21 protein-coding genes are annotated in these 24,695 nt (G+C 40.0%); 15 read left to right on the top strand and 6 right to left on the bottom strand.

All coding sequences use genetic code 11. The features are described from left to right. Positions 1-3: 3 nt before the first annotated feature. Positions 4-486, top strand: coding sequence for a ribonuclease E activity regulator RraA (gene rraA, locus ACFSBH_RS21090; RefSeq protein ID WP_251512263.1), 483 nt, complete (start codon positions 4-6; stop codon positions 484-486). Between the two features lie 53 nt (positions 487-539). Here rraA and ACFSBH_RS21085 read toward each other — a convergent pair whose 3' ends face one another. Then, the gene (locus ACFSBH_RS21085) at positions 540-1,166 is read right to left on the bottom strand and encodes a GyrI-like domain-containing protein (RefSeq protein WP_251512262.1); all 627 of its coding nucleotides are present in this window, start codon (positions 1,164-1,166) and stop codon (positions 540-542) included. 252 nt (positions 1,167-1,418) lie between these two features. On the opposite strand from ACFSBH_RS21085, the gene fdhA reads away from it, so the two are divergent. The 3 genes from fdhA to glpK all read left to right on the top strand — a co-directional run bounded on the left by fdhA (position 1,419) and on the right by glpK (position 5,231). Beyond that, the gene (gene fdhA, locus ACFSBH_RS21080; protein WP_379599613.1) at positions 1,419-2,675 is read left to right on the top strand and encodes a formaldehyde dehydrogenase, glutathione-independent; all 1,257 of its coding nucleotides are present in this window, start codon (positions 1,419-1,421) and stop codon (positions 2,673-2,675) included. A 178-nt stretch (positions 2,676-2,853) separates the two neighbouring features. Further along, positions 2,854-3,681 carry an MIP/aquaporin family protein gene (locus tag ACFSBH_RS21075; protein WP_251512260.1) on the top strand — a complete coding sequence of 276 codons (828 nt, stop codon included), beginning with the start codon at positions 2,854-2,856 and terminating at the stop codon, positions 3,679-3,681. A 50-nt stretch (positions 3,682-3,731) separates the two neighbouring features. Next, positions 3,732-5,231: a glycerol kinase GlpK gene (gene glpK / locus ACFSBH_RS21070; RefSeq protein WP_251512259.1), complete on the top strand. Its 1,500-nt coding sequence runs from the start codon at positions 3,732-3,734 to the stop codon at positions 5,229-5,231. A 117-nt stretch (positions 5,232-5,348) separates the two neighbouring features. Here the strand turns inward: glpK and ACFSBH_RS21065 are convergent, their stop codons facing one another. After that, positions 5,349-5,804 (bottom strand): SRPBCC family protein, encoded by a 456-nt coding sequence (locus ACFSBH_RS21065; protein WP_251512258.1) that lies wholly within the window; start codon positions 5,802-5,804, stop codon positions 5,349-5,351. A 208-nt stretch (positions 5,805-6,012) separates the two neighbouring features. On the opposite strand from ACFSBH_RS21065, the gene ACFSBH_RS21060 reads away from it, so the two are divergent. The 4 genes from ACFSBH_RS21060 (at position 6,013) to ACFSBH_RS21045 (ending at position 13,074) form a co-directional block, all read left to right on the top strand. Next, positions 6,013-8,673, top strand: a complete 2,661-nt coding sequence (locus tag ACFSBH_RS21060) for a DEAD/DEAH box helicase family protein (protein WP_379599610.1) — start codon at positions 6,013-6,015, stop codon at positions 8,671-8,673. 936 nt (positions 8,674-9,609) lie between these two features. Beyond that, positions 9,610-10,590, top strand: a complete 981-nt coding sequence (locus ACFSBH_RS21055) for a TAXI family TRAP transporter solute-binding subunit (RefSeq protein ID WP_379599608.1) — start codon at positions 9,610-9,612, stop codon at positions 10,588-10,590. Next, entirely contained in the window at positions 10,580-11,053 is a 474-nt protein-coding gene (locus ACFSBH_RS21050) for a DUF1850 domain-containing protein (RefSeq protein WP_379599606.1), read from the top strand. Before ACFSBH_RS21055 ends, ACFSBH_RS21050 begins: the two co-directional genes overlap by 11 nt. After that, on the top strand, positions 11,050-13,074 hold the full coding sequence (locus tag ACFSBH_RS21045; protein WP_379599604.1) for a TRAP transporter permease: 2,025 nt from the start codon (positions 11,050-11,052) through the stop codon (positions 13,072-13,074). Before ACFSBH_RS21050 ends, ACFSBH_RS21045 begins: the two co-directional genes overlap by 4 nt. Positions 13,075-13,140: 66 nt before the next feature. Here the strand turns inward: ACFSBH_RS21045 and ACFSBH_RS21040 are convergent, their stop codons facing one another. Together ACFSBH_RS21040 and ACFSBH_RS21035 are read right to left on the bottom strand one after the other, a co-directional pair. Then, positions 13,141-13,419 (bottom strand): barstar family protein, encoded by a 279-nt coding sequence (locus tag ACFSBH_RS21040; RefSeq protein ID WP_379599602.1) that lies wholly within the window; start codon positions 13,417-13,419, stop codon positions 13,141-13,143. Beyond that, positions 13,412-13,873, bottom strand: a complete 462-nt coding sequence (locus ACFSBH_RS21035) for a ribonuclease domain-containing protein (protein ID WP_379599600.1) — start codon at positions 13,871-13,873, stop codon at positions 13,412-13,414. The genes ACFSBH_RS21040 and ACFSBH_RS21035 overlap by 8 nt, the downstream gene beginning before the upstream one ends. 208 nt (positions 13,874-14,081) lie before the next feature. Here ACFSBH_RS21035 and ACFSBH_RS21030 point away from each other — a divergent pair, with 208 nt between their 5' ends. The 4 genes from ACFSBH_RS21030 to ACFSBH_RS21015 all read left to right on the top strand — a co-directional run bounded on the left by ACFSBH_RS21030 (position 14,082) and on the right by ACFSBH_RS21015 (position 18,262). Continuing rightward, positions 14,082-14,822: an SDR family NAD(P)-dependent oxidoreductase gene (locus tag ACFSBH_RS21030; protein ID WP_379599598.1), complete on the top strand. Its 741-nt coding sequence runs from the start codon at positions 14,082-14,084 to the stop codon at positions 14,820-14,822. Positions 14,823-14,958: 136 nt separating this feature from the next. Further along, on the top strand, positions 14,959-15,417 hold the full coding sequence (locus tag ACFSBH_RS21025; RefSeq protein ID WP_379599596.1) for an SRPBCC family protein: 459 nt from the start codon (positions 14,959-14,961) through the stop codon (positions 15,415-15,417). Between the two features lie 153 nt (positions 15,418-15,570). Beyond that, entirely contained in the window at positions 15,571-16,494 is a 924-nt protein-coding gene (locus tag ACFSBH_RS21020) for a prenyltransferase (RefSeq protein ID WP_379599594.1), read from the top strand. Positions 16,495-16,855: 361 nt separating this feature from the next. Further along, a complete protein-coding gene (locus ACFSBH_RS21015) occupies positions 16,856-18,262 on the top strand; it encodes a TcaA NTF2-like domain-containing protein (protein WP_379599592.1) in 1,407 nt (468 codons plus the stop codon). Between the two features lie 74 nt (positions 18,263-18,336). Here the strand turns inward: ACFSBH_RS21015 and ACFSBH_RS21010 are convergent, their stop codons facing one another. Continuing rightward, on the bottom strand, positions 18,337-20,412 hold the full coding sequence (locus tag ACFSBH_RS21010) for a methyl-accepting chemotaxis protein (protein WP_379599590.1): 2,076 nt from the start codon (positions 20,410-20,412) through the stop codon (positions 18,337-18,339). A 354-nt stretch (positions 20,413-20,766) separates the two neighbouring features. Between ACFSBH_RS21010 and ACFSBH_RS21005 the strand changes: the two genes are divergently transcribed. Continuing rightward, on the top strand, positions 20,767-21,720 hold the full coding sequence (locus ACFSBH_RS21005) for a 3-hydroxyacyl-CoA dehydrogenase family protein (protein WP_379599588.1): 954 nt from the start codon (positions 20,767-20,769) through the stop codon (positions 21,718-21,720). Positions 21,721-21,742: 22 nt separating this feature from the next. Here the strand turns inward: ACFSBH_RS21005 and ACFSBH_RS21000 are convergent, their stop codons facing one another. Beyond that, positions 21,743-22,624: a LysR family transcriptional regulator gene (locus ACFSBH_RS21000; RefSeq protein WP_379599586.1), complete on the bottom strand. Its 882-nt coding sequence runs from the start codon at positions 22,622-22,624 to the stop codon at positions 21,743-21,745. A gap of 301 nt (positions 22,625-22,925) precedes the next feature. On the opposite strand from ACFSBH_RS21000, the gene ACFSBH_RS20995 reads away from it, so the two are divergent. Next, positions 22,926-24,200 carry an aromatic ring-hydroxylating oxygenase subunit alpha gene (locus ACFSBH_RS20995; protein WP_379599584.1) on the top strand — a complete coding sequence of 425 codons (1,275 nt, stop codon included), beginning with the start codon at positions 22,926-22,928 and terminating at the stop codon, positions 24,198-24,200. Then, entirely contained in the window at positions 24,197-24,685 is a 489-nt protein-coding gene (locus ACFSBH_RS20990) for an aromatic-ring-hydroxylating dioxygenase subunit beta (RefSeq protein WP_251514601.1), read from the top strand. The genes ACFSBH_RS20995 and ACFSBH_RS20990 overlap by 4 nt, the downstream gene beginning before the upstream one ends. Positions 24,686-24,695 lie beyond the last annotated feature (10 nt).

The following is a 24,695-nucleotide window of genomic DNA, read 5'->3' as shown; positions in this document are numbered from 1 at the left end:
AATATGACAAATTTTAAAACAGCAGATATTTGTGATGACTATGCAAGCGAGGTACAAGTTTGTCAATTAGATTTACGTTCATATGGGAAAAAGCGGCGATTTTTCGGAAAAATTGAAACGGTACAGGTGTTTGAAGATAATGTGCTGTTTGAAGAAGCGTTGGAATCTGTTCCAGAAGGTTCGGTAATTGTTGTGAATGGCGGCGGCTCAACAAACTGTGCGCTGATGGGGGACCGTCTTGCAGGTATCGCCGTATCGCGAAAACTCGCAGGTGTGATCATCAACGGCTGTATCCGTGATTCAGCTGATATTGCATCAATGGATGTTGGGGTTTTAGCGCTCGGAACAAATCCATTGAAAAGTAAGAAGAACGGTATTGGGGAGCGGGATGTGAGTTTTACCTTTGGTAATGTCCATTGGAAACCAGGAGATTATGTCTATGCCGATGAAGACGGTGTGATTGTGGCGTTGGAAAAGCTTGTATAAATTGAAAATTACCAAACGCTCCGTGCTGATGCTGAGCGTTTGGTTTCCTCTTTTTAATTTTTCGTGACTTTAAACCTCAACACGGTCTTCAATTTCTCCGTTGCAGTTCTCCTGAAATCCGAAATGTAAATTTCTTTATGGGTTTTCTCTGCTCTATCCAAGTTATTGTCCATACAAAACTGTTCCATCACCTCAAAGGTTTTCGGCTCATCATCGAAGCTCCCGATATGCATCGCTTGGACACATAACCCTTCTGTAATGGATTCAAATTTCACATCGTCTATATTGTGAGGTGCTTTTTTGTTTTTCACTGTATTCACTGCGTAGTCGAATAGCTCGTCTGTTACAAAGTCTGGTTGTCTGATCATCAATTTGTAAACGAGATGGTCTTTATTAAGATAGTCGAGCTTCCTGCCTTCCTCATCCAAATCCCAGTGACCTTCCAAAGGGAAAAAGGTATATTCAAAATAACCTTCTGGTGTCAGCCCTTTCTTCGGCATCATGCGGATGGCATAGGATAAGCCGTAAAGGGTTTCGATGTCCTGTTTGAAAGACTCGCTATTCGGATTGCCCTTTCCTTTTATCGTGAAAAATTTCATTTCTGGGACAGCTATTAGATTAGGTTTTTGTTTCGGTAAATAGAGTTCCTTTGCATGCTTTCTCCATTCGTACTTACTCATTTGCATCAACTCTTTTCTCTTATAAATCTATTTCTATTATACCTCTTTTAAGTAGTTGTGTTCTGATGTATCCGAGAAATATCATCAAAGCGACCCTTTTCATAGATAATTATTTGTTTTTATGTCGTTTTAAGTAATATTATGCAAATTCATTTTTATCTAAACTATTTGAATTTTTATTTTAATATGCTATACTTATACGTGGGTAAGCGCATACATGATAGTCATCCTTATTATTAAAAAATTTAAGGAGTGAGTCTATTGTCGAACAAAGCGGTAGTGTATTCAAAGCCAGGAGAAGTAGAATTAAAGGATATTGGATATCCGGATCTCGTTCTCCGTGATGGACCAGGGGTCAACCCTCTCAATGTTGGTAGAAAGGTAAATCATGGGGTTATACTTAAAGTGATTGCTACTAACATCTGTGGAAGTGACCAGCATATGGTCCGTGGTAGAACGACTGCTCCGAGTGGTTTGGTGCTGGGGCATGAGATTACTGGTGAAGTAGTCGAAGTTGGTAGTGACGTAGAATTCATCAAAAAAGGTGATATTGTATCGGTTCCGTTCAATATTGCTTGTGGACGTTGTGACAATTGTCGTCAGCAAGATACACATATTTGCTTGAATGTTAACCCAGATCGTCCTGGTTCTGCATACGGATATGTGGATATGGGAGGATGGGTCGGCGGACAATCCGAGTATGTACTTGTCCCATATGCTGATTTCCAGCTATTGAAATTCCCTGATAAAGATCAAGCGATGGATAAAATTCTTGATTTAACCATGCTTTCTGATATTTTCCCGACAGGATACCATGGAGCGGTCAGTGCAGGAGTTAAAATGGGGTCCACCGTTTATGTAGCTGGTGCTGGTCCAGTTGGACTTGCGGCGGCACATTCTACACAATTGCTTGGTGCGTCGGTTGTAATTGTTGGAGATTTGAACGAAGAGCGTCTCGCACAAGCTAGAAGCTTTGGATGCGAAACGGTCAACTTGAGAGAACATGATGATCTCGGCGAACAAATTGAACAGATTCTTGGAGTTCCAGAAGTAGACTGTGCAATCGACGCGGTTGGCTTTGAAGCTAGCGGACATGGCCGTGATGCTGGTGAAGCTCCTGCAACAGTACTGAACTCCATCATGGATATTACGAGAGCTGGCGGCCGTCTAGGTATTCCTGGATTGTACGTAACAGGAGACCCAGGTGCGGTAGACACTGATGCGAAAGAAGGAACGTTGAAAATCCGTTTCGGTCTAGGATTCGCGAAGGCACATCATTTCGTAACTGGACAAACTCCTGTTATGAGATATAACCGTGACCTCATGAAAGCAATCTTCAGTGACCGTGCACAAATCTCGAAAGTGGTTAATGCTACTGTTATTTCCATTGATGATGCTCCTGAAGGGTATCAGAAGTTCGATGGAGGAGCAGCAAGAAAGTTTGTCATCGATCCTCATGGCACGGTCCGTAAACATCTGAAACTGGATACGGCTGATGCTATCGGTTAAAAAACTACCTATTGAAAAATAAATATAGCAACTAATTATACAAGCCCACATTCTAACTTACTTTCTAAGTAATATATTTAGAGTGTGGGCATTTTTGTAATATACTTCAATGAATTTGAAGCGCTTACAAATGTCCGTCCCTACAAATAAGCAATGGTTTATGGAAAGGAGTGTAACCATGTCCGAATTTTTAGGTGAACTGATTGGTACGATGATTCTTATTACACTTGGTGCAGGAGTCGTTGGTGGAGTGGTGTTGAAAAACACCAAAGCAGAAAATTCCGGATGGATTGTCATCACAGTCGGTTGGGGATTGGCGGTGGCGATGGGCGTTTATGCAGTTGGTAATATTTCAGGTGCCCATATCAACCCAGCTGTAACACTCGGTTTCGCTGCAGTCGGGGAATTTCCATGGGAAAAGGTTCCGCTTTATATTACTGCGCAAATGATCGGTGCGATTCTTGGTGCAACGATTGCTTATCTGAATTACTTGCCACACTGGAGTAAAACAGAGGATGCTGGTGCAAAGCTTGCAGTATTTTCGACTTCACCAGCTGTCAGAAGTCCATTTTCAAATTTTCTAAGTGAGATGATTGGCACGTTTGTATTGCTTCTTGGACTTATGTTTATCGGAGCCAATCAATTTACAGAAGGATTGAATCCGTTAATCGTTGGACTATTGATTGTTGCGATTGGTGTCTCCCTAGGTGGTGCAACCGGGTATGCAATCAATCCGGCGCGTGACTTGGGACCAAGAATTGCCCATGCACTCTTGCCGATACCAGGTAAAGGCAGCTCTGATTGGGGATATGCATGGATACCAATCGCTGGTCCATTATTTGGCGGAGTATATGGCACAGTTTTTTATCAAGCATTATTTTTGGGAGAGTTCTCTACACTCTTCTGGATTATGAGTGTACTTGTCCTGATTATCATTGTTGGCGCAGTGAATATGGAAATGAGAAAAGATCTGCAGAAGGAAGAGATAAAATCAAAGGCTGTATAGTATGAAATTTGGATAAGAAATAAATATGCTAAATCGGAGGAATGCATCTTATGGAAAAAGAAAAATATATACTCGCTCTCGATCAAGGTACAACAAGTTCCCGTGCCATATTATTTAATCATAATGGAGAAATTGTGGAGGTTGCTCAAAAGGAGTTCGAGCAATTTTATCCGAAACCTGGCTGGGTTGAACATGATGCGAATGAAATATGGACATCGATTCTTTCTTGTATTGCGAATGTGCTCCGGAAAGCAGACATTGAACCGGATCAAGTCGCTGGAATCGGGATAACAAATCAGCGGGAAACGGCGGTTGTTTGGGACAATAATACAGGTAAGCCGATTTACAATGCCATCGTCTGGCAGTCGCGGCAAACACAAGAAATTTGTAATGAACTTCGTGAACAAGGTTACAATGACCTTTTCCGTGACAAAACCGGTCTGTTGCTTGATCCGTATTTTTCCGGAACGAAGGTGAAATGGATTCTGGATAATGTGGACGGTGCAAGGGAAAAAGCGGAAAACGGCGATTTATTATTCGGCACCATCGATACCTGGCTTGTCTATAAATTATCGGGCCAGAAAACACATGTGACGGACTACTCCAATGCTTCCCGGACATTGATGTTCAACATATATGACCTCAAGTGGGATGATGAGTTGCTGGACATTCTCGGCGTTCCAAAAACGATGCTGCCAGAAGTTCGTTCTTCTTCTGAAGTTTATGCAAACACGGTTGATTATCACTTTTTCGGACATGAAGTTCCGATAGCTGGAATTGCGGGTGACCAACAGGCAGCTTTATTCGGTCAAACCTGTTTTGAAGAAGGTATGGGGAAAAATACGTATGGAACTGGTTGCTTCATGCTGATGAACACGGGAGAAAAAGGAGTAAGTTCCAAACACGGGTTGCTCACAACGCTCGCCTGGGGAATTGATGGCAAAGTGGAATATGCCCTTGAAGGAAGTGTGTTCGTTGCAGGCTCTGCCGTTCAATGGCTCAGGGATGGTCTAAAGATCATCGAAACTTCACCGGAAAGTGAAAGTTTTGCAACAAAAGTAGAATCGACGGATGGAGTCTATATGGTTCCAGCTTTTGTTGGTTTAGGGACGCCGTATTGGGATAGTGATGCTCGCGGAGCACTATTCGGTCTTACACGTGGAACGTCGAAGGAACATTTTATTCGCGCAACGTTGGAATCCCTCGCTTATCAGACGCGGGATGTGCTCGATGCGATGATTCAAGACTCAAATATAGAACTAAAAGCATTACGGGTTGATGGTGGTGCGGTTAAAAACGATTTTCTCATGCAATTCCAAAGTGATATCCTTAATGTCCCAGTAGAGCGTCCAGTCGTCCAAGAAACGACAGCCCTTGGAGCGGCATATCTTGCTGGCTTGGCTGTCGGGTATTGGAAAGACAAAGAAGAGATCGCCAAACAGTGGGTGGTAGAAAAAACCTTCGAGCCTGAAATGGATGAACAGCAAAGAGAAGGGTTATATACAGGATGGCAAAAAGCAGTGGAAGCTACGAGAGCCTTTAAGGTCTGAGGTAGAGGGATAGATTCATAGGAAATGACTTCTATTATCATAGATAAAAGCTAGGACTTTACAGTTCTAGCTTTTTCTAATTACCATGTCTATTGGAGAAATACAAGGACTAATTCACTAACTAAATATATCTTTCATCACGGATTTACGGTATTTAAACATATTTTCCAACATGCTCCGTACGAATACAACGTGTGCAATACAACCGAGTAGAGAAAACGGCATTGCATAATGCACGATATCTTGCATTTCCGTGCCATTTCCTTTTTCAACGAGTCGGTGCTCGTGATGCCAGAAGCGGAAAGGACCAAAACGTTGCTCGTCAACGAACATTTGCCCTTCATCAATATGAGTGATTTCCGTAACCCAATTCAATTTGATGCCAAGGAATGGTCTGATTTGATAATGGATAATCATACCTTCATACATCGCTTGCGGCAGTGGCTCGAGTGGTGTGAGCGACATATTATCAGCGGTGATATTTTCTAATTGAGCCGGGTTCGAAAGGAAATTCCAGGCTTCTTCACGGGAAACAGGTAGATGCTGTTTTGATGTTAAAGTGTAGAGTTTCATTTTGATTTCCTTTCTAGATTCGGTATCGATCGATTCGTGTTGGCTTCAGTATATTTGAAGCAATTGTCTGCGTCAAAACATATGATGAATATATTTTGAGTAAAATGAACTAATATATCCCCTATCAAACTATGATACTATAATCGTTAAACGGATATTTCATCCAAGATATGCTTAGTCATACAACTAAACTACATTAGGTGATTTTATGGAAGCTTTCCCAAAAAGTGTTGAATTTTGTTATCCTTGGCGCAGTTATCAAGCTGAGGTATTGAAAAACTTAGATGAGCATTTGGAAAATAATCATCTTCATTTAATTGCCCCTCCTGGATCGGGGAAAACAGTCCTTGGATTGGAGGTCATGTTGCGTTTAAATAAGCCGACGTTAATCGTTGCTCCTACATTGGCTATCCGCAATCAATGGGTCGATCGGTTTGTGTCATTGTTTTTACAAGTGAATGAAGTACCTGATTGGATTTCGATGGACTTGAGAAATCCAACATTTTTGACAGTAACCACGTATCAAGGATTACATGCGCTGTTTGATGAGAATGGGCATGATGACACCGAGCAGATTGATGATGAGGAAGCGGAAGAAGTAGAGTTTAGTGAAAAAGAAGTAGCACGTACTAAATTTTTTGCATGCAACTTTCAAACGCTGATTCTTGATGAAGCCCATCATTTGCGGACAAGCTGGTGGAGGACGTTGACGGATGTACGTAAAAAGCTGACAAATCTAAGTACAGTAGCATTGACCGCAACACCCCCTTACGATGTGGACAAGTCCGAATGGGACAGGTATATAGAGTTGTGCGGACCGATAGATGAAGAGATTGAAGTTGCCGCCCTCGTGAAGGAAGGTGACCTTTGTCCGCATCAGGACTATATTTGGATGTCTAAGCCTACTAAACAGGAGCAAGGTCCAATTGAGTTTTATCATAGAGAAGTAGAGCAGTTCAAAAATGATTTATTACATAATGAAGATTTCCAACAATTGATCCAATCTCATCCGTGGATTCAATCGGAAGAATTTGTGGAAGAGAAGTTGGCGAACCATGCTTACTTTATCAGTATGATATTGTACTTGAAGGAAATAGGAAGTAATGCTTGGGAGAAACCGTTCCAGCTTGTCGATGAAAAAGCGGAACATTTACCGGAATTTGATTTGGAATGGACGCAGGAATTGTTAACCAGTTTGCTTTATAAAGATAAATGGGTGGATCCGAAAGAAGAACCGATAAAAAGTATTCGCAAAAAGCTATCAGCAATTGGCGCCATCGAACGAAGAAGGGTACAATTAATTGCTACAAAAGCGATGGAGCGGACACTACTACATAGTACTTCGAAGCTCGACAGCATCAATAAAATAATTTTATTGGAAAAGAAATCCCTCGGTGATTCTTTAAGGTTGGTTATATTAGCAGATTACATTTATGGTGATGATTTACCAAAAAGTAAGGAAGACATTAGCCCTCTCGTTCGGCTTGGTGTTATACCGGTTTTTGAAAGTGCAAGAAGAGAGCTAGGTGAACAGTGCAAACTAGGTGTATTGACAGGTTCCATCGTCATCATACCAAAAAGTTCACTTCCTCTATTAGAGAAAAGTCAGTTAAAGTTTGAAGCAGAAGTATTGGTTCACGATGAACGGTATGTGAAAATCTCTTGGCAGGGAGCTTCCCGGCAGCGGATGGTCCAATTCATCACAGAAATCTTTGCTGCGGGTGAAATTGATGTATTAGTCGGAACAACCGCATTGCTTGGAGAAGGATGGGATGCACCGAGCGTCAATACGCTGATCCTAGCTTCATATGTCGGTACATTCATGCTGACAAACCAGATGCGTGGTCGCGCTATCCGAATTGAAAAGGGCAATCCGGAAAAGGCAGCAAATATATGGCACCTAGTCTGTGTCGATTCTGCTCTTGAGGATGGAGGATATGACTTGAAATCCTTGAGACGACGCTTTCGTTCATTAACAGGGGTGGATGAAGAATTGCCATTAATTGTCTCCGGAATAGATAGGTTGCGTATTCCGCAAAACGATTATACTAAAGCGACGATTGAGGAAATCAATCAAGAAATGACTAGGCGTGCTATTGATCGAAGTAGGTTGTTTACACGCTGGAAAAGGGCAGTTTCGGAAGGTTCACAGAAACGCGAGGAACTTCAAGTTGATAAAGTCTTTATTCCGAGACCGTTTATTCTCCGTAATACATTGAAATCGCTTGTATTGACGTCTATTATAACAATCGCTTATACCTTTAATGCCCTTGCTGAAAAAATTCGTTTTTCCACGGTTGAATCGAATGAAGGAGTAGTCTATCTAAGTATGGGACTCATTTTCGGTGTGCTCGCATCTTCGCCGTTTTGGTGGAAAGCATTGCGGATATTTCTGTTTAATTCTTCGATAGAGAAAAGGATGAAGTCGGTTGGAGAAGCAATCTATCACACACTTTATGAAATTGGATTGCTTCAAACGCCGCCTTCTGAAAATCGAATATATACGGAACAAGCTCCATTAGGTGAAGTCTATTGTCATCTGGAAAGAGGGACAAAATACGAACAAAAGTTATTTTTACAAGCTTTACAAGAATTACTAGATCCAATTGAAAACCCTAGATACATACTGCATCGACAGTCTGGTAAAACTCTTTGGGTCAAACATGATTATCATGCTTTACCAGAAGAAATTGGGAGAAGGAAAGACTACGCGGAAACGTTCCTAGCTCAATGGCAGAAGAAGATTGGTAAAGCAGAACTTATTTATACAAGAACACCTGAAGGACGAAAACTATTATTAAAGGCCAGAATGCGTGCCATGTCCGCTAAATTTGTCAAACGTTCGGAGCGGTTAAGTGTATGGAAATAAAAGGACAGGAATTTTCCTGTCCTTTTATTTATTGGGGTTTGGACTGGATTGTAATTTATTCATTTGTGTTGTTATAGAGGTTTTAATAGCCTGAATGGGGGATATCATCTTTCCTTCGGGTCTTTATAGAAGCTATAATAGCCCGAATGGAGCAAAGATTCTCTTCTTCGAGTCTTTATAGGAGTTCTAATAGCCCGAATGAGGTACATAATCATTCCTTCGAGTCGTTATAGAGTTTCTAATAGCCCGAATGGAGTACAGAATCTCTCCTTCGAGTCTTTATAGAAGTTCTAAAAGCCCGAATGGAGTACGGAATCTCTCCTTCGGGTCTTTATAGAAGTTCTAAAAGCCCGAATGGAGTACAGAATCATTCCTTGGAGTCTTTATAGAAGTTCTAAAAGCCCGAATGGAGTATAGAATCTTTCCTTCGGGTCTTTATAGAAGTTCTAATAGCACGAATGGAGTACAGAATCATTCCTTGGAGTCTTTATAGAAGTTCTAAAAGCCCGAATGGGGTACAGAATCTTTCCTTCGAGTCCTTATAGGGGTTCTAAGAGCTCGAATGGAGAACATAATCATTCCTTCGAGTCTTTATACAAGTTCTAAGAGCTCGAATAGAATACAGAATCACTCCTTCGAGTCTTTATAGAAGTTCTAAGAGCACATATCGGGTACTGAATGTCCTGTTCGTGTTGTTATAATGCTTTTTCATAAGTATACGAGATTAATATTCTTACATTCTTAGTCATATACGAAGCTCAATAAGTTAATACTCCTATTAATTAACCTTCCACTTATCTCTACTTCATAATTCATGACAATTCTCCCATTACCAACCGAATATTCTTAAAAATTATTCTATTCTAATTGACAAAATAGTTTTGAAACATTATATTGTATGAAAACGCTTTAATATATTGTCGAAAGGGGATTAGTATGGATAAAAAATGGCTTGTTTTATTTGTGACAGCTTTACTCGCCATTGTCCTTATGGCATGTGGTGATGACTCAGACAATGAAGCAGAAGCAGATTCAGGGGATTCGGCTAGTATTGAATCTAATATTGTAACCATCGCCACGGGTGGTGCGTCAGGTCCGTATAACATCATTGCAACGTCACTGGCAGATGTTTATTCGAATACTTTTGATGTCAACTCAAGAACACAGACAACAGGGGCTTCTGCGGAGAATTTAAACTTAATGGCTGACGGTAAGGTGGAAATGGCCTTTGTTATGAGTGATGCTTTAAGCCAAGCATTGAACGGAGAAGAGAGCTTCTCAGAACCCTTAGATGGGATCTCGCAAATAGCGACACTATATCCGAATGTGGTCCAAATCGTTGCACGGGCAGATGCTGGAATTGAAACGATTGAAGATTTAGTTGGAAAGCGGGTTGCTGTTGGAGACCAAGGATCAGGAGTTGAATTGAATGCGCGTGCGTTGTTGAACGGTCATGGTATTACATACGATGACTTACAAGCTGACTACCTTGGTTATGCTGAAGCAGCCGATGGATTAAATGCCGGCAGAATTGATGCTGCTTTCTTAACGAGTGGGCTGCCGAATGCTTCCGTTATGGAACTTTCAGAGACGACAGATATCGTTCTTGTTTCTGTGGATCCAGATAATGTAGATGAAATTGCACAAAAACACCCTTATTTTATCCCTTATGAAATCCCGGCGGGCACCTATGATAATGAAGAGCCAATTCCGACTGCAGCTGTTCCAAACGCCTTTGTTGTGCGGAGTGATTTAAGCGAGGATGATGTGTATCAATTGACGAAAACATTTTTTGAAAGTCTAGATACATTGGTGAACTCACATCAAGCGGCAGCTGATATTTCTTTAGAAGGTGCGCAAGAAAGTCTGATTGCACCACTTCATCCAGGGGCTGAAAAATACTTCAATGAGCAATAGGGTCAAACGATTTTTGATTGGGAGCGCGTCCCTGATCGTGCTCCTTTTTCTTCTGTTTATCCGAATACCAGTCATCGAATTGGCAGGCAACAGCACCACTTATTTTATTCAAGAGGAAGAGATGGTTCTGGGTTGGATTCATTCTATCGAAAAAGAAGAATGGTTCGAAACATATAAGAGAGAAAAACAAAACCTTGTTTTAACGGAAACCCATTTTAAGACATATGGTGCTGGTACGCCTTACCAAGCAGTGGAAACAGAGACGGAGGACGGCTTTATTCAAATGAAAATGGATCTTGTTTATGAAAAATTAAATATAACCGTCTCAGAAAATGTACAAACCACAATCTTTTTCGAGGATCGCGAAGTCCCTCTTTACCGATACTTTGATCAATACGAAACGGTCACCATTAAAACGACTAATCTACCGATTTGGGAGTACGTAAGGGGTGAGTTTTTATGAAAAATGCTAAGCCGATGCCAACAGCATCTGCTGAGATTTCAGATGAACAGGTGCAGAAGGTGTTGGAAAAATTCGATTTAGAATCGAATGTACGAAAAGTAAATAATAAATATGTGATGTTGTTTTTCAGTATTCTGGCAATCACGTATGCATTATTTCATTTGTACATCACCTTTAATCCGTTGCCGACATTATTGCAGCGTAGTATGCATTTGATGTTTGGTTTGGCGCTCGTTTTTTTACTTTATCCGACGTTTAAAAAACAAGACCGCACGAGGGTGCCTTACTATGATTGGATTTTATTTGCACTGAGTATCGCTTCTTGTGCCTATTTGTTTATTGTTTACCAAGATATCGTAACGACCCGTGGGGGAGTTGCCAATAATACCGACATTATGATGGCAATATTAACGGTAATATTAGTCTTTGAAGCGGCACGTCGGGTCACGGGCTGGATTTTACCGATATTAGCATTGCTCTTCCTTAGTTATCCTTTCTTCAGCCATCAAGATTGGCTTCCGAGGATGTTGCTTACAAGACCTTTTGATTTGGCGGATATCTTTGGACAGTTGTATACAAAAACTGAAGGGCTATTCTCTACAGCAATTGGAGCATCGGTGCAATTTATTTTCCTGTTCATCTTATTCGGGGCATTCCTAGCAAAGTCTGGAATGGGGCAATTTTTCAATGACTTGGCTCTAGCGCTTGCCGGACATAAACAAGGTGGACCAGCGAAGGTTGCTGTGATTTCAAGTGCCTTTATGGGCTCGATCAATGGTTCTGCAGTTGGAAACGTCGTTAGTACCGGTGCGTTTACGATTCCTTTAATGAAAAAAATCGGCTACGATAAAAATTTTGCTGGTGCTGTTGAGGCAAGCTCATCAATTGGTGGACAAATATTACCACCGGTTATGGGGGCAAGTGCCTTTATTATGGCCGAGACGACTGGTATATCATATGGAATGATTGCTCTCTCAGCGATTATTCCAGCACTGTTATTTTTCTTGAGTAGTATTATGCAGGTTCATTACCGGGCGGGAAGGGCAAATTTACGTGGATTACCTAAGGCCGATCTTCCACAATTGAAGAAAGTGCTAAAAGAGGGCTGGCATTTGATGATTCCATTAGTAATCTTGATTGCCATGTTGTTCTCAGGTATGCCTGTTTCTTACGCCGCTTTTTACACCATTGTGTTAACCGTTGTTGTATCTTGGTTCCGAAAACATACGAGAATGTCATTTATGGATATTTTACATGCGCTGGAAACTGGTACAAGACAAGCACTGTCTACAGTCATTGCTTGTGGTGTTGTCGGTGTGGTTATCGGTGTTGTTAACTTGACTGGGTTTGGTGCAACATTGACATCTGCAATTACGAGCATCGGTGCTGGATCACTCATGCTTACGTTATTTTTGACCATGCTTGCATCGATTGTTCTAGGTATGGGGTTACCTTCAATCCCAGCGTATATTATTACGGCTACAATGGCTGCGCCTGCTCTTGCAGAGTTCGGTATACCAGTTCTCATTGCGCATTTGTTCGTATTCTACTTTGGAATTTTCGCGAACATTACACCACCTGTAGCTCTCGCTTCCTTTGCTGGTGCGGGATTGGCTGGCGGAGATCCTATGAAGACAGGATTTATCTCCGTCCGGTTATCGATAGCAGGGTTCATCGTACCATTTATTTTCGTTTACGAACCAGCGATGCTGCTTATTAATCCAACAGGCTTGCCTCCGAATGCAACAGAGTTTCCTTTTGCAAGTGTTATAGATATCCTGATCGTTGCGGTAAGTTCAGCGATAGCGGTTATCGCCATAAGTGCAGCTGTAGAAGGGTATTTTAAGACGAATCTGGGGGTTCTCAGTCGAATCATTCTCGGTTCGGGAGCATTACTTTTAATCGTTCCTGAATTGATTACTGATATGCTGGGCTATGGCATTATCATTATAGTATTCATAATGAATTATCTTAAAGGTAAAAAAGAGCCTCCAGTTTCCGTAGCTGGAAAAACAGGATAAGCTCTTTGAATGCTGGGACGTAAGGCAATTCTTTTACAGTCCCAGCTTTAATTTTTTAGGAAGGTCTTAACGGATTTTAAATTCAATCCTTGGATTTTCTTCCGTTGCATCATGAAACAACTGAACAATGGCTTGGGCGTATTCACCTAAGTTTTCAAGCAGGTCATCATGATGAAGCAGTTCAATTTGCAACGCTTTGTTATATGAACTTAGTACATCCCATAATGCATCCAGGTTATTTCCATAGTAGTCTTTTATAGACAATTTATCTTTTAAATATGGATGTACATCTTCTTTTTTCAGCATTTCTTTTCCATTCAATGTAATATATTCCATTCTATTCATCTCCATATAATAGAGTAAAAGTTTCATAATGGTCATCCGTATAGTAAATCAGCCCATCATTCGAATATACAATCCGTTCGGGACCACGATAGCCGCCTTCATAGTTGATATCGGCTTCGTAGTATTGCCTGCCTTCTTTTTTCGGAAGTTTTCCTTCGCGATTATAAAATTTATCACCGCCGATACTTTTCTTGTCGGTAACTTCCCAAAGGTTGCCTTCACTTGCCTCCCAGCCTAATTCGCTTGCTTCACGTTTTGTTATATAGTTTGGTGGAAGTTTGTTGTATGTATGGATGTATAGTGCAACTTCTTCTTTACTTGTATAATGTCCATCTTCTGTTATATCGGTCAGATCTTCGTCTTGCAGCACATCCAACAAATCCGTTGGTGAACAACCAGCTAATAGTATGCTGAGCAGTGTTAGAAAAAATAAATAAATAATTTTCTTCGGCATTGTTTACCTCCCATGATATAGGGTGTGTGAAATTTAATAGTCATTTGTATTATATCACGCTAATAGAAGAAAGTAGGTACAACTTTCTTGCTGTTTTTAGATAAAAAACAGTAAGAAGTTTAGGGGTTATGGTTAATGAATATAACTTATAATCATTATACAATTATATTGTGAAATAAATCACAAGTTTAAAGAGGAGTGTTAAAACATGAATGATCTTAAAGGTAAAGTAGCAATCATTACAGGTGGAGCTTCTGGTATTGGTTTAGCAACAGTTGAAGCATTTCTTGATAAAGGTTCTAAGGTAGTATTAAGTGATTATAATGAGGAATTAGGTAAACAACAAGCTGATCGTCTGGCTGAAAAAGGAGAAGTAATCTTTGTGAAAGCTGATGTTTCAAAAGAGGAAGAAGTTAAGGCGCTTGTTGATAAAACGGTAGAAACTTTTGGTACAGTAGACGTTATTTTCAACAATGCTGGGATCGGCTCCCAAGGCGAAACACATGCACTTTCTTATGAAGACTACGAAAAAGTAATAAAAATCAATCAGGATGGTGTGTTCTTTGGTGCAAAGCATGCCCTTAATGTGATGCGGGAAAATGGTGGCGGGGTCATCATCAACTGTGCCTCTATTCTAGGTCTTGTTGGTGAGCCGACTGCTTTTGCATACAACGCTGCGAAGGGTGCAGTCGTATTAATGACTAAATCGTTGGCACTTCAGTATGCGAAAGATAATGTCCGTTGTGTGGGAATTGCTCCGGGTTATGTAGAATCTGGTATGGTAAATAAAGAAGCATTAGGAGAATACTATGATGGACTAGTTGCAAAACATCCAATCGGACGTCTTGGTGTGGCAGATGAAATTGCCCACGCAGTCATCTTCGCTGCAGAGAACACATTCTTAACAGGACTCACCATTCCAGTTGATGGTGGGTATACAGCTCAATAATGGAATATTGATAAAAACTCAAAACAGATATTGTTTTGGGTTTTTTATTTTGAATGCCCCTCATTGGTATAGTTAATTTTCAAAAAGCGATATATAATCAAATTGGACTTATTTTTTTATGACAGGGGATAGGATTTTGAAAGAGAAAGAGATGCATTGTTATCATTTTGCAGCAGAAATTTCTGCACCGATAGATGTTGTATTTCAATGCTTAAACAAAGACGAGCATGTCTTGAAGTGGAATACTCAAATCATTAGAAATATATATGAAGGCAGTGAAGAAGATCTAGAGGCAGGCTCAACTTTTACAACGGTCCAAAAAATAGGGGGAAAGGTATATGAATTGGAAGGAAAGTATGTAGAGTACGATCCGCCATATTTCGCTGTTGTAGAGACGGAAACAAAAGAAGGGATAAGCAAGACGGAATATAGACTAGAGGAACTAGACGGAGAAACGATTTTTACCGTTGACGTTTACTTAATTCCATCGAACTGGATCTACAAAACGACAATGAAAATGATGAAATGGGCAGTCAAGCCAATGTATGATGAGCAGTTTGAAAGATTTGTAGACTATATCCATACGGAAATGTAATGTTCTTCCATTCCGTATAGTCGGTTTGACGATAAGCAAAACTTATTCGGAAAAATAGAGGGAGAATGTATAGTTTGAAGAACCCGGTGGTACATAATAACACAGGGTTCTTTTATTTATATACAAATCAAAGATGTGGAACGGAGGCAGTCAATGAAACAAATAGCTTATCATTTACGGGGAAGCTTAAAATTGCTGCGGATGATAGCGGTTTTGTCATCCAGCATGGTTACGATTTTATCAAGTTTGCTCCCTCTATATCTCTATTCAAACCTCGATACGATTACTCTAACATTCATGTTTCTCTTTTTAACTTCTGCAGCGATCCTCTTTCATGGGGTATTGACACATGTTTTTAACGATTATACTGATCATCTTTCTGGAACAGATACAAAAAGTCCTGCTATCTTGTCGGGTGGGAGCAGAGTGATTCAGGATGGTATTTTCCCGCCAGAATTGCTTTGGAAGATTGGTAAAGTACTTTCGTGTATTTTTCTATTGCTTGCTGTTCTTTTTTTCTTAACGAGTCAAATTAAATTGAGTGTACTTATTCTGGTCGGAATATGGGCAGCGGTATCGTATTCCCTTCCGCCTTTCCGATTTAGTTATCGCCCATTTCTTGGGGAGTGGCTAAGTTTATTTCCTGCTTTCCTATTTTTAGGGATTGCTGGTCCATGGTTGCTTCTTGATCAAATACCGATTTGGGCGTATCAGAACGCGGTAGTGAATGCACTCGTCTGCATGGCTTGGGTCATGGTCCATCATATTCCAGATATGGAAGCGGATAGAGAGGCAGTGCCCCCTAAAAGAACATCGGTCGTATGGTTCGCTGAGCAATTCGGCCAATCTACGGCAAAACTGCCAGCTATAATCTACTTCTTGTTAACTGGTTGTACTGCAATTTGGATCGCATACACTCGTCCATTGGCTGCTATGATGTTGGCTGTTCTTGTCCTACTTGTAGCTTGGTTATTGATAAGGATGAACACTCGAGATGCTTATGACGTTACGAAAGTGGAGAAATACTTATTGCTTATCGCGATGCTGATAGCTCTAGGGTTAGGAGTTATTCCATAGTCTTTCATATAGAAACTCATAACACGTTGATGTTTTGAGTTTCTTTTATTTTATAAAGATAGTAACTGGGTTGTTTATGTAGGCATAAATCCCCTTAATCGTTCTATACATAGTATTAACATCATTATTATTCTCCTTCATCAATGTTGGCCTTGTTTTATAATTCCCTCCTTGATTGTCCATTTTTACTTAATCAAATGGATGAAATTCCTAAGTATTATAGTGATTTAATAATATATTTTGATTTCATGCTTGTTAAAAACAGCTGGGAAAGTTTGTAGGTTTTTAGTTGGGCTAAATCAAAGCTAGTGATTTGGCAACATTCGGAGCTACATAAAAATATGGGAGGGAGATATGTGATGTGAGATTTTGTAAAGAGTGCTACGAGCTATTAGAAGATGATCAAAGCTTTTGTCCAGAATGTGGCAGCGAGCATCCTGATTATCAATCTAGTCAAAATGCAGAAGAGTTACGTTATAACACCAGAAAACTGATATCGAAACGGACAAAGTGGGTGGTTTGGATAGCAGGTGTGTTTGGTGTTCTTTTTATTGGATTGCACTTATTTTTAACATTTTATTTTAACCCTATAAAAGATTTCAGAGAAATGGAGCGGGCCATTATAGATGATGATGTCAGTGCTTTTATGGAATATATTGAATGGAATGCTGCAGCTCTGATGGATGAGAAGAGTTATTTTGAGTTCATAAAATATGAGGAGTGGGAAGGGATAAAAAAACAATTTCTCCATCTAACGGAGGAAAGTGAGAATGCGATGAATGAGATTATATATAGTAACAATGGAGGAAGATTGTTTCATCTGAAAAAGGATTCAGTTTTATGGTTTTATCATACCTATTCTTTCCAAGCGGTCCCGACGCGGCTCATCATTACTGCGAACATGGAGAGGACAGAAGTTTCGATTGACGGCATCACCCATACACTGGAGACGATGGAACCAATGGAACTGATGTGGGTCTATCCTGGCAAATATACGATTCAGGCTTACGCTAACAATAATTTTGGTGAATTCACTCATGAAGAAGAAGTGAATATTTATCCGAATGAGGAGTATGAGTATTCTATCGGTTTCCTTGGAAAAACGTATCCTTTCAGCACGAATAAAAACGATGCTTATTTATATATCAATGGAGAAAATACTGGAGTGACATTTGCGGATTTGGATGAGTTAGGTCCGTTTCCATTTGGTGCAAATCCGGAATTGCATGGAGTGTGGGAAAATGCAGCGGGAGAGATGATTGAGACGGAAGTTATGACACTCGCTGATAATGAGTTATCTGGCTTGGATTTTTACTTTGTGGAAAATAACGACTTGAATGCAGTTGATCTGACAAGTGAAGAAGCTGTACATGAAAATAGTGGACAGCTAGGAGAACTGGGACAATATCTTGCAAGTATCGTTTTAAACTTCCGAAATGACTATGAGATAGCCCTGAATAATAAGGATTTCAGTCTGATTGCGGACTATTTATTAGCGGACAGTATTGCTTTCCGTGAACTCCGGGATTATATTGCAGCTCTCAAGGACAGCACGTATCAATTTGATTTTAAGGAAAATAATGTATGGAGCGTTGTATCAATGGAAGATGGGGGTTATATTGTCACGACCAATGAAAAATTCACTTTTACGAATCATCTTGACCAAGAAATTGATTATGAACGGATGAAGGAATATATACTTGTAGAGTCAGGGGAAACGTATCGAATTATGGCGATTAATTATGTGGAGACGAAGCGGGAGTATTGAGGTGTCTGTGATTTTCGAACAATAAAAAAGGACAGCCAGAAAATTGTTTTCTTTCATAGGCTGTCCCTTTTCGATTACAATCTAAATTGATGAATTAATTCATTCAATTCTTCCGCTAGTATAGCAAGCTCATCGGAACTCGCAACTACTTCTTCCATGGAGCTGGTAATCTGTTGGGAAGAGGCAGAGGTTTGTTCGACACCTGCTGCAGATTCCTCGGAGATTGCGGCAATCTCTTGAATATTGACGTTCATCTTATCACTTTTTACAGAGATGGAGGAAAGATTATCCGAAATGGTTCGAATCCCCTCTACCATCTGGGTAACGGAGGCACTGATTTCTTCAAATGTATTTCTCGTAACCGTTAATTGCTCTGCTCCTTGTTCTACTTCTTTATATCCATCACGTAAAGACTCCGTAACTTGTGCAGATTCATATTGAATCGTCTCGACGATGTCTGTGATGCCTGTAATGGATGAAGCTACTTGGTCTGCTAGTTTTCCGACTTCGTTTGCAACCACTGCAAAGCCTTTACCACTTTCTCCAGCTCTAGCAGCTTCAATCGAAGCATTCAATGCAAGTAGGTTTGTTTGATCAGCAATTCCCTTAATCACGGAAACAAGTTCAGAGATTTTTTTGCTTTCTGTATCCAGGTTTTCTACTTTTTGTACGGATTCATAAATGATGTGGTCAATCCGTTTCATCTGTTCTGTCGAGCGTTCCATTAAATTACTACCTTCTGCGGTATGCTCAAGAACAGTATTAGAAGACTCGTAAACTTGTGTACTATTGTTATGCGCTTCGATAACTTCTTCCGAGAATGAAGCCATGATTGCGGATAATTCAGTTGTCGAATTTGCTTGGGATTCTGAGCCGTCAGCTAAATCCTGCATCGTTGTGGCAACCTGTTCGGAACCAGCTTTGACATCGTTGGCTGATTGAGTCAGCTCTTCACTCTTGCTGCTGACTGTTTCCGATACGTTGCTAATTTTACTAATCAATTCACGCATTCTTTGCTGCATCAAATTTGTGGAAGTAACGAGCTGTCCTATTTCATCCTGAGATTTTGTTTCAATATTGACGACGTTTAAGTTTCCTTGGCCAAGCTCGTTCATCGCTTCGGTTACCCGTGGGATATTTCTAAGCATGCGTGTCAGAACGATGGTGACGACCACCAGCAGAATCAGACAGGCTGCGATAAAGAACGAAACCATGAATAGTGTGAATGTCTCTAGCACGGATAGTGCCTCTTCTTCCGGTAAACTTGTACCGATTGCCCATCCAGTTGTTGGTACAGGTGAATATCCAACATATTCTCTGTTGTTATTTACCACAAGAGACCGCAAACCGCTTTCTCCAGCAAGCATTTTAGCTCCAATATCACTGATTTCCCCGTCAAAAGAGAGGATGTTTTTCTCATCGTTCAGTATAAACGAGTCATCTGGGTGGTAAATAAAAGTTCCATCATTGGTGACTAAGAAGGAATAACCATTCTCTCCGAGTTTGAAGGACTCCATCAGATTAGGTAATTCATCTAGGAATATGTCAATTGCAACAATCCCGATGACATTACCATTTTCACTTATTGGTGTCATCGCACTAAGGATGATTTCTCCAAACACCTCATCCATATACGGTTCGGTAAAATAAACGTCCTCCTCAGCAATTGCTTGTTCATACCATGGTCGAGATGCGATATCGAAAGAAGGATCAGATAATACCTCATTACTTCCGACTAAAAAGTTGGAACGATTACTTGCCACCCATGCCATTGCAATCGACTCATCCGTTTCTACAATTTCATCCAGCGCTTTAGAAACCCCTGCATAATAATCATTATCAAGAGCCTCGTCTCTGGAATCGGTAGTGTTTAAGTATTTTATGATTCCCTGGTTTGTAACAATTTGACGGACGATGGTAGCTTTTTCTTTAAACATGCTATTAACTTGATCAGCTATAGCATCACTTTGATTAGCTAGGTTTTCTTCCACACGATCTAAAAGAATTGATTTCGTATAGGAGTGAATGAAGAAACCGGTGGCAGAGAATACCAAAAATATAGCTATGAAAAGAGCAAACGCGACTTTTCTTGAGATTTTCCTTTGAATCCAGTTGAACCTTGGTGATTTTTTACTTTTGCTTGATGACATATTTCTACCCGCTTCCTAATATTTTAATTGGTGCTTTGAAATCTATTATGATTTTGTCTGCCCATTAGTTTATCGGTAACATTAAAATATATTTAATAGATTGTTAAATTTTCGTGAAAAATAGTGGATTTCCAAAGAGGTTTTTTATCGATGATGGATAAAATCATGATTGAGTTCATTCCTATTAAAAAATACCTTTCTAGTTCCACTTAGAGGAACAGCAACCTTTCCTATATCGGAAATCCATTGTAGACTGAAGAGAGATAGTCTGACTATTTAGTAATTATACGTTTGATAATGAGTTTCTAAGTTTTTCTACAGACACCAAAAATCTATAAGAAAAGAGGAATGAGATTGAAAAATATAGCCGTAATTGGAGCAGGAATAATGGGGCATGGTGCCGCACAATTATTTGCCTTAGCTGGTAAACATGTAAAAATCCAAGCACGACGGGAATCCTCTCTGGAAAAAGCACGACAACTCATTAGTAACAGCCTAGAAATAATGGTAGAGAAGAGAATACTGGAAGAAAAAGCAGTGGGACAAACGTTAGATCGGATCACTTTCACAACAGATTTACTAGAAGCGATAGAAGGAGCAGATTTTATTCTTGAATCGATTCCGGAAGTTCTCGATCAAAAATTAGCTACTTATAGAATAATGGAAGAAGCTGTCTCAAGTAGTGTTATTATTTCATCTAACACATCTACGTTTCCATTGGAAGAGTTGACCCAAGGGGCAAGTCACCCAGAAAGATTCATCATTACTCATTTCTTTAACCCGCCACAACTGGTGCCTATTGTAGAAATCGTTCAATTTGAAAAGACAGAAGAACATATCGTAAACAAAACGTATGACCTCATGAAAGAAATTGGTAAGTCTCCAGTAGTTCTAAAAAAAGAGATTACAGGTTTTATCGTCAATCGCATTCAAGTAGCGATGCTCCGTGAGGCGTTTCATTTGATGGAAGCTGGTGTTGCAACTGCGGAAGATATTGATATTGCGATGAAGGGGAGTCTAGGATTTAAATGGGCATTCTGTGGTCCAATGGAGAGTCAGGATTTGGCAGGTCTTGAAACAACAAAGGCAATGGTAGGCAACATTATGAAAGATCTATCAAACTCAAGAGAAGTCTCAACTCTTCTAACAGACATGGTAGAAAATAAACAACATGGTATCCGAACGAACCAAGGTTTTTATAAATATGATGATTTCGGTGAACAAGCTATTCAAACAAGAGATGATCATTTCTTGGAACTTTTAAAGTTGCAGCTTAATAAAAGTAAAACTACTTCAGCTCAAAAATAAAGATAGGCAGGGTTTTCCCTGCCTATTCTTCGCTATACTTATGTTGAATAACCGCATAAATGATCTTCTTTGCAAGCTTTTCCATTTGTGAGTTCCTCCGGTAATGGACATAAACTTTATTTTGTATTTGGTCCAGCTCATCGATTCTCTTCGTTATAATCTTCGAATGATATTTAGAATCAATTCCGAGCTCTGGAATGATTCCAATCCCTAAATCATTTGCTACGGCGTTCAGCAGCATTTCATTATTCTCAACATCCACACGTGTGATGTCCCGAGCCCGGATAAGCTTTTGATCAATCGACTTCCAAAGTGAAGAGTTCCTTTTATAACTGAAAATGGTCTCATGGTGTAAATCTTCTATGTGCAAGGGGTGTTTTTGACTAAGATGGTGATTGATAGGGAGAACGACAACAAGCGGATTGTCGAAAAGATATTCTGAAATGATATTCTGGCTGTCTGTAAGGATATCTCTCGTAAAAATTAAATCTAGTACTCCTGATCGCAACATTTCATTTAAATTGGTGGAATTATAGCGATCTACTATTTGTGCGTTCGTATTTTCTGTGTTTTTTACAGCTTTCAAAATCTCAATAATGAAAGAGTAGGAATACCCAGGTGAGAACCCAACTTTAATCACGGGTTTTTTAACCATCTGTTTAATCTCTTTTGCGTGATTCATATAGATTAAGATATTTTTGGCATACTCCGTAAATAAGACTCCCTCTTCGGTCAAGGAAATTTCATGACCAAGCCTCGAAAATAACGAACATTGCAAGATTTCTTCTAATGATTTGATTCTTGATGTAACGGTAGGCTGGGTGACATTAAGGACTTCCGCAGCTTTTGAATAGCTTTTGTATTCGGAAATGGTAAGGAAAGTTTCCAACTGGCATTCGTTCATATAATCCCCCCAAGAAACTACTTTTTAAAAAAAACGATACATTTCACTATTATTTCAGATAATTCTTAAGCTTTGTTATAAATATTAGTTTATTTAACCATAAAATGTCAATGAAAACGTTATCAAAAATACTTAAAATCATAATGACTATAAAATATATTTTTGAAATTGATTGAAAAGCAAAATAAATTCGATTGGTATCTAAATAATCTGTCTATTATAATTGGTTTGAGTAAAAATTTTCCAATGTAATGTAAGTGGTTACATTGTGTTGGAGATTAAACATATTGGAGGGGTTCACATGAAAATCATCCAAGATAATTTTGAAAAGAGTGAGTTTCTTGTTAACAGGCGTGTTTTTTCTGACAAAGAAATTTTGGCAAGAGAGCGAGCGGAAATTTTCAGCAAATGTTGGTTATTTATTGGACACGAGACGGAAATCCCGGAAATCGGTGATTACAAGCGTAAAAAGGTAGGTGGCCGTAACTTATTATTTGTCCGCAGTCACGATGGTGAGGTGAGAGCGTTATTCAATACATGTCCGCATCGTGGAGCACTTGTTTGCAGGGAAGATTCAGGGAATTCAAGGGTCTTTCGTTGCTTCTATCACGCGTGGAGTTTTAAAAATGATGGAGAACTAGTAGGGATGCCAGGTAAGGATGGGTTCCCTGAAGATTTTAATGATGAAGGTACCAAGAATATGAAAGCGGTTAACCGACTTGAAAGCTACCGTGGTTTCATGTTCGTTAACTTTGATGACAATGCTATTTCCCTAGAAGAATACTTAGGAAATGCGAAAGAATACATTGATTTGGTTGTTGATCAATCAGAGCACGGGATGGAAGCTTTAGGCGGTGTTCAACAGTATAGTGTGAGAGCGAACTGGAAGCTGTTGGCGGAGAATAGTGTGGATCTATATCATGGCATGCCGACGCACAAAACGTACTTTGATATAAAGCAGGCCCAAGATCCTAACTTAAAGCGCGTGCGTTTAGAAGGTAGAGGAATCAGCTTAGGCAACGGCCATAGTGTCATTGAATACGAGGCACCGTGGGGAAGACCGGTTGCGCAATGGACACCGATTTGGGATGACGATTTCAAGAAAGACATGGAAAAAATGAAGCAAAGATTAACGGAGCGTTTTGGAGAAGAACGTGCCAATCGTATAGCCAACTTCAACAGAAATATTGTTATTTTCCCGAATCTCGTCATCAATGACATTATGGCAGTAACCGCAAGAACCTTCTATCCTACATCCCCAGGATATATGGAAGTACAGGGTTATGCATTGGCTCCTAAAGGTGAAAGTGAAAAACATCGTTTAGCGAGAAATAATAACTTCCTAGAATTCTTAGGCCCAGGCGGCTTTGCAACTCCAGATGACAACGAAGCATTGGAACTATGTCAGGAAGCTTATAACAACAACGCCGAAGTCCAGTGGAACGACATTTCCAAAGGAATGGTCAGAGGAGAAGAAAACGCACTCGCGACTGATGAACTGCAAATGCGGAGTTTTTGGAGACATTATAACACGATTATTCAACAATCCCTGGAAAAGGAGGTTGCACACCAATGACAGTGAAAACAGTAGAGCGTCAGGATGTTGTCGATTTTCTATACACCGAAGCGAAGATATTGGATGAATGGAGATTGAAAGAGTGGGCGGCATTATTCACAGATGATGGGACGTATATCGTTCCGCCGATTGGCAATCCGGAGGCCGAACCAACGACATCCCTTTACTACATCCATGATAACCGGACGCGACTCCAGGACCGGGCGGAAAGGCTACTGAAGAAAGAAGCCCATGTGGAGTACCCGCATTCTACGACGACTAGAAATTATCATAATATCCTTGTTGGTGATTTGGATGCTGATGTCATTACGGTGGAATGCAATTTTACAACCCATCGTACGAAGCGGGAAGTAGTCGATACGTTTATCGGCAAATTGAAATATGAACTCGTGATCGAAAATGATAGATTAGCAATCAAACATAAAAAAGTAGTTTTAAATCTTGATAGTTTAAGACCCCAAGGCAAAATCAGTTTAATCCTTTAGCTTCATGAGA

Source organism: Oceanobacillus luteolus (genome assembly GCF_042678205.1).
Lineage (GTDB): Bacteria > Bacillota > Bacilli > Bacillales > Amphibacillaceae > Oceanobacillus > Oceanobacillus luteolus.
The sequence above is the reverse complement of the archived record's forward strand: the minus strand, read 5'-3'. Positions and strand labels throughout refer to the sequence as shown.

Coding starts and splice junctions, on each gene's coding strand:
- rraA (WP_251512263.1), top strand. CDS start 4: ATGACAAATTTTAAAACAGCAGATATTTGTGATGACTATGCAAGCGAG.
- ACFSBH_RS21065 (WP_251512258.1), bottom strand. CDS start 5,804: ATGAAACTCTACACTTTAACATCAAAACAGCATCTACCTGTTTCCCGT.
- ACFSBH_RS21075 (WP_251512260.1), top strand. CDS start 2,854: ATGTCCGAATTTTTAGGTGAACTGATTGGTACGATGATTCTTATTACA.
- ACFSBH_RS21045 (WP_379599604.1), top strand. CDS start 11,050: ATGAAAAATGCTAAGCCGATGCCAACAGCATCTGCTGAGATTTCAGAT.
- ACFSBH_RS21055 (WP_379599608.1), top strand. CDS start 9,610: ATGGATAAAAAATGGCTTGTTTTATTTGTGACAGCTTTACTCGCCATT.
- ACFSBH_RS21040 (WP_379599602.1), bottom strand. CDS start 13,419: ATGAATAGAATGGAATATATTACATTGAATGGAAAAGAAATGCTGAAA.
- ACFSBH_RS21050 (WP_379599606.1), top strand. CDS start 10,580: ATGAGCAATAGGGTCAAACGATTTTTGATTGGGAGCGCGTCCCTGATC.
- ACFSBH_RS21035 (WP_379599600.1), bottom strand. CDS start 13,873: ATGCCGAAGAAAATTATTTATTTATTTTTTCTAACACTGCTCAGCATA.
- ACFSBH_RS21085 (WP_251512262.1), bottom strand. CDS start 1,166: ATGAGTAAGTACGAATGGAGAAAGCATGCAAAGGAACTCTATTTACCG.
- ACFSBH_RS21030 (WP_379599598.1), top strand. CDS start 14,082: ATGAATGATCTTAAAGGTAAAGTAGCAATCATTACAGGTGGAGCTTCT.
- ACFSBH_RS21020 (WP_379599594.1), top strand. CDS start 15,571: ATGAAACAAATAGCTTATCATTTACGGGGAAGCTTAAAATTGCTGCGG.
- glpK (WP_251512259.1), top strand. CDS start 3,732: ATGGAAAAAGAAAAATATATACTCGCTCTCGATCAAGGTACAACAAGT.
- ACFSBH_RS21000 (WP_379599586.1), bottom strand. CDS start 22,624: ATGAACGAATGCCAGTTGGAAACTTTCCTTACCATTTCCGAATACAAA.
- ACFSBH_RS21010 (WP_379599590.1), bottom strand. CDS start 20,412: ATGTCATCAAGCAAAAGTAAAAAATCACCAAGGTTCAACTGGATTCAA.
- ACFSBH_RS21060 (WP_379599610.1), top strand. CDS start 6,013: ATGGAAGCTTTCCCAAAAAGTGTTGAATTTTGTTATCCTTGGCGCAGT.
- ACFSBH_RS20990 (WP_251514601.1), top strand. CDS start 24,197: ATGACAGTGAAAACAGTAGAGCGTCAGGATGTTGTCGATTTTCTATAC.
- ACFSBH_RS20995 (WP_379599584.1), top strand. CDS start 22,926: ATGAAAATCATCCAAGATAATTTTGAAAAGAGTGAGTTTCTTGTTAAC.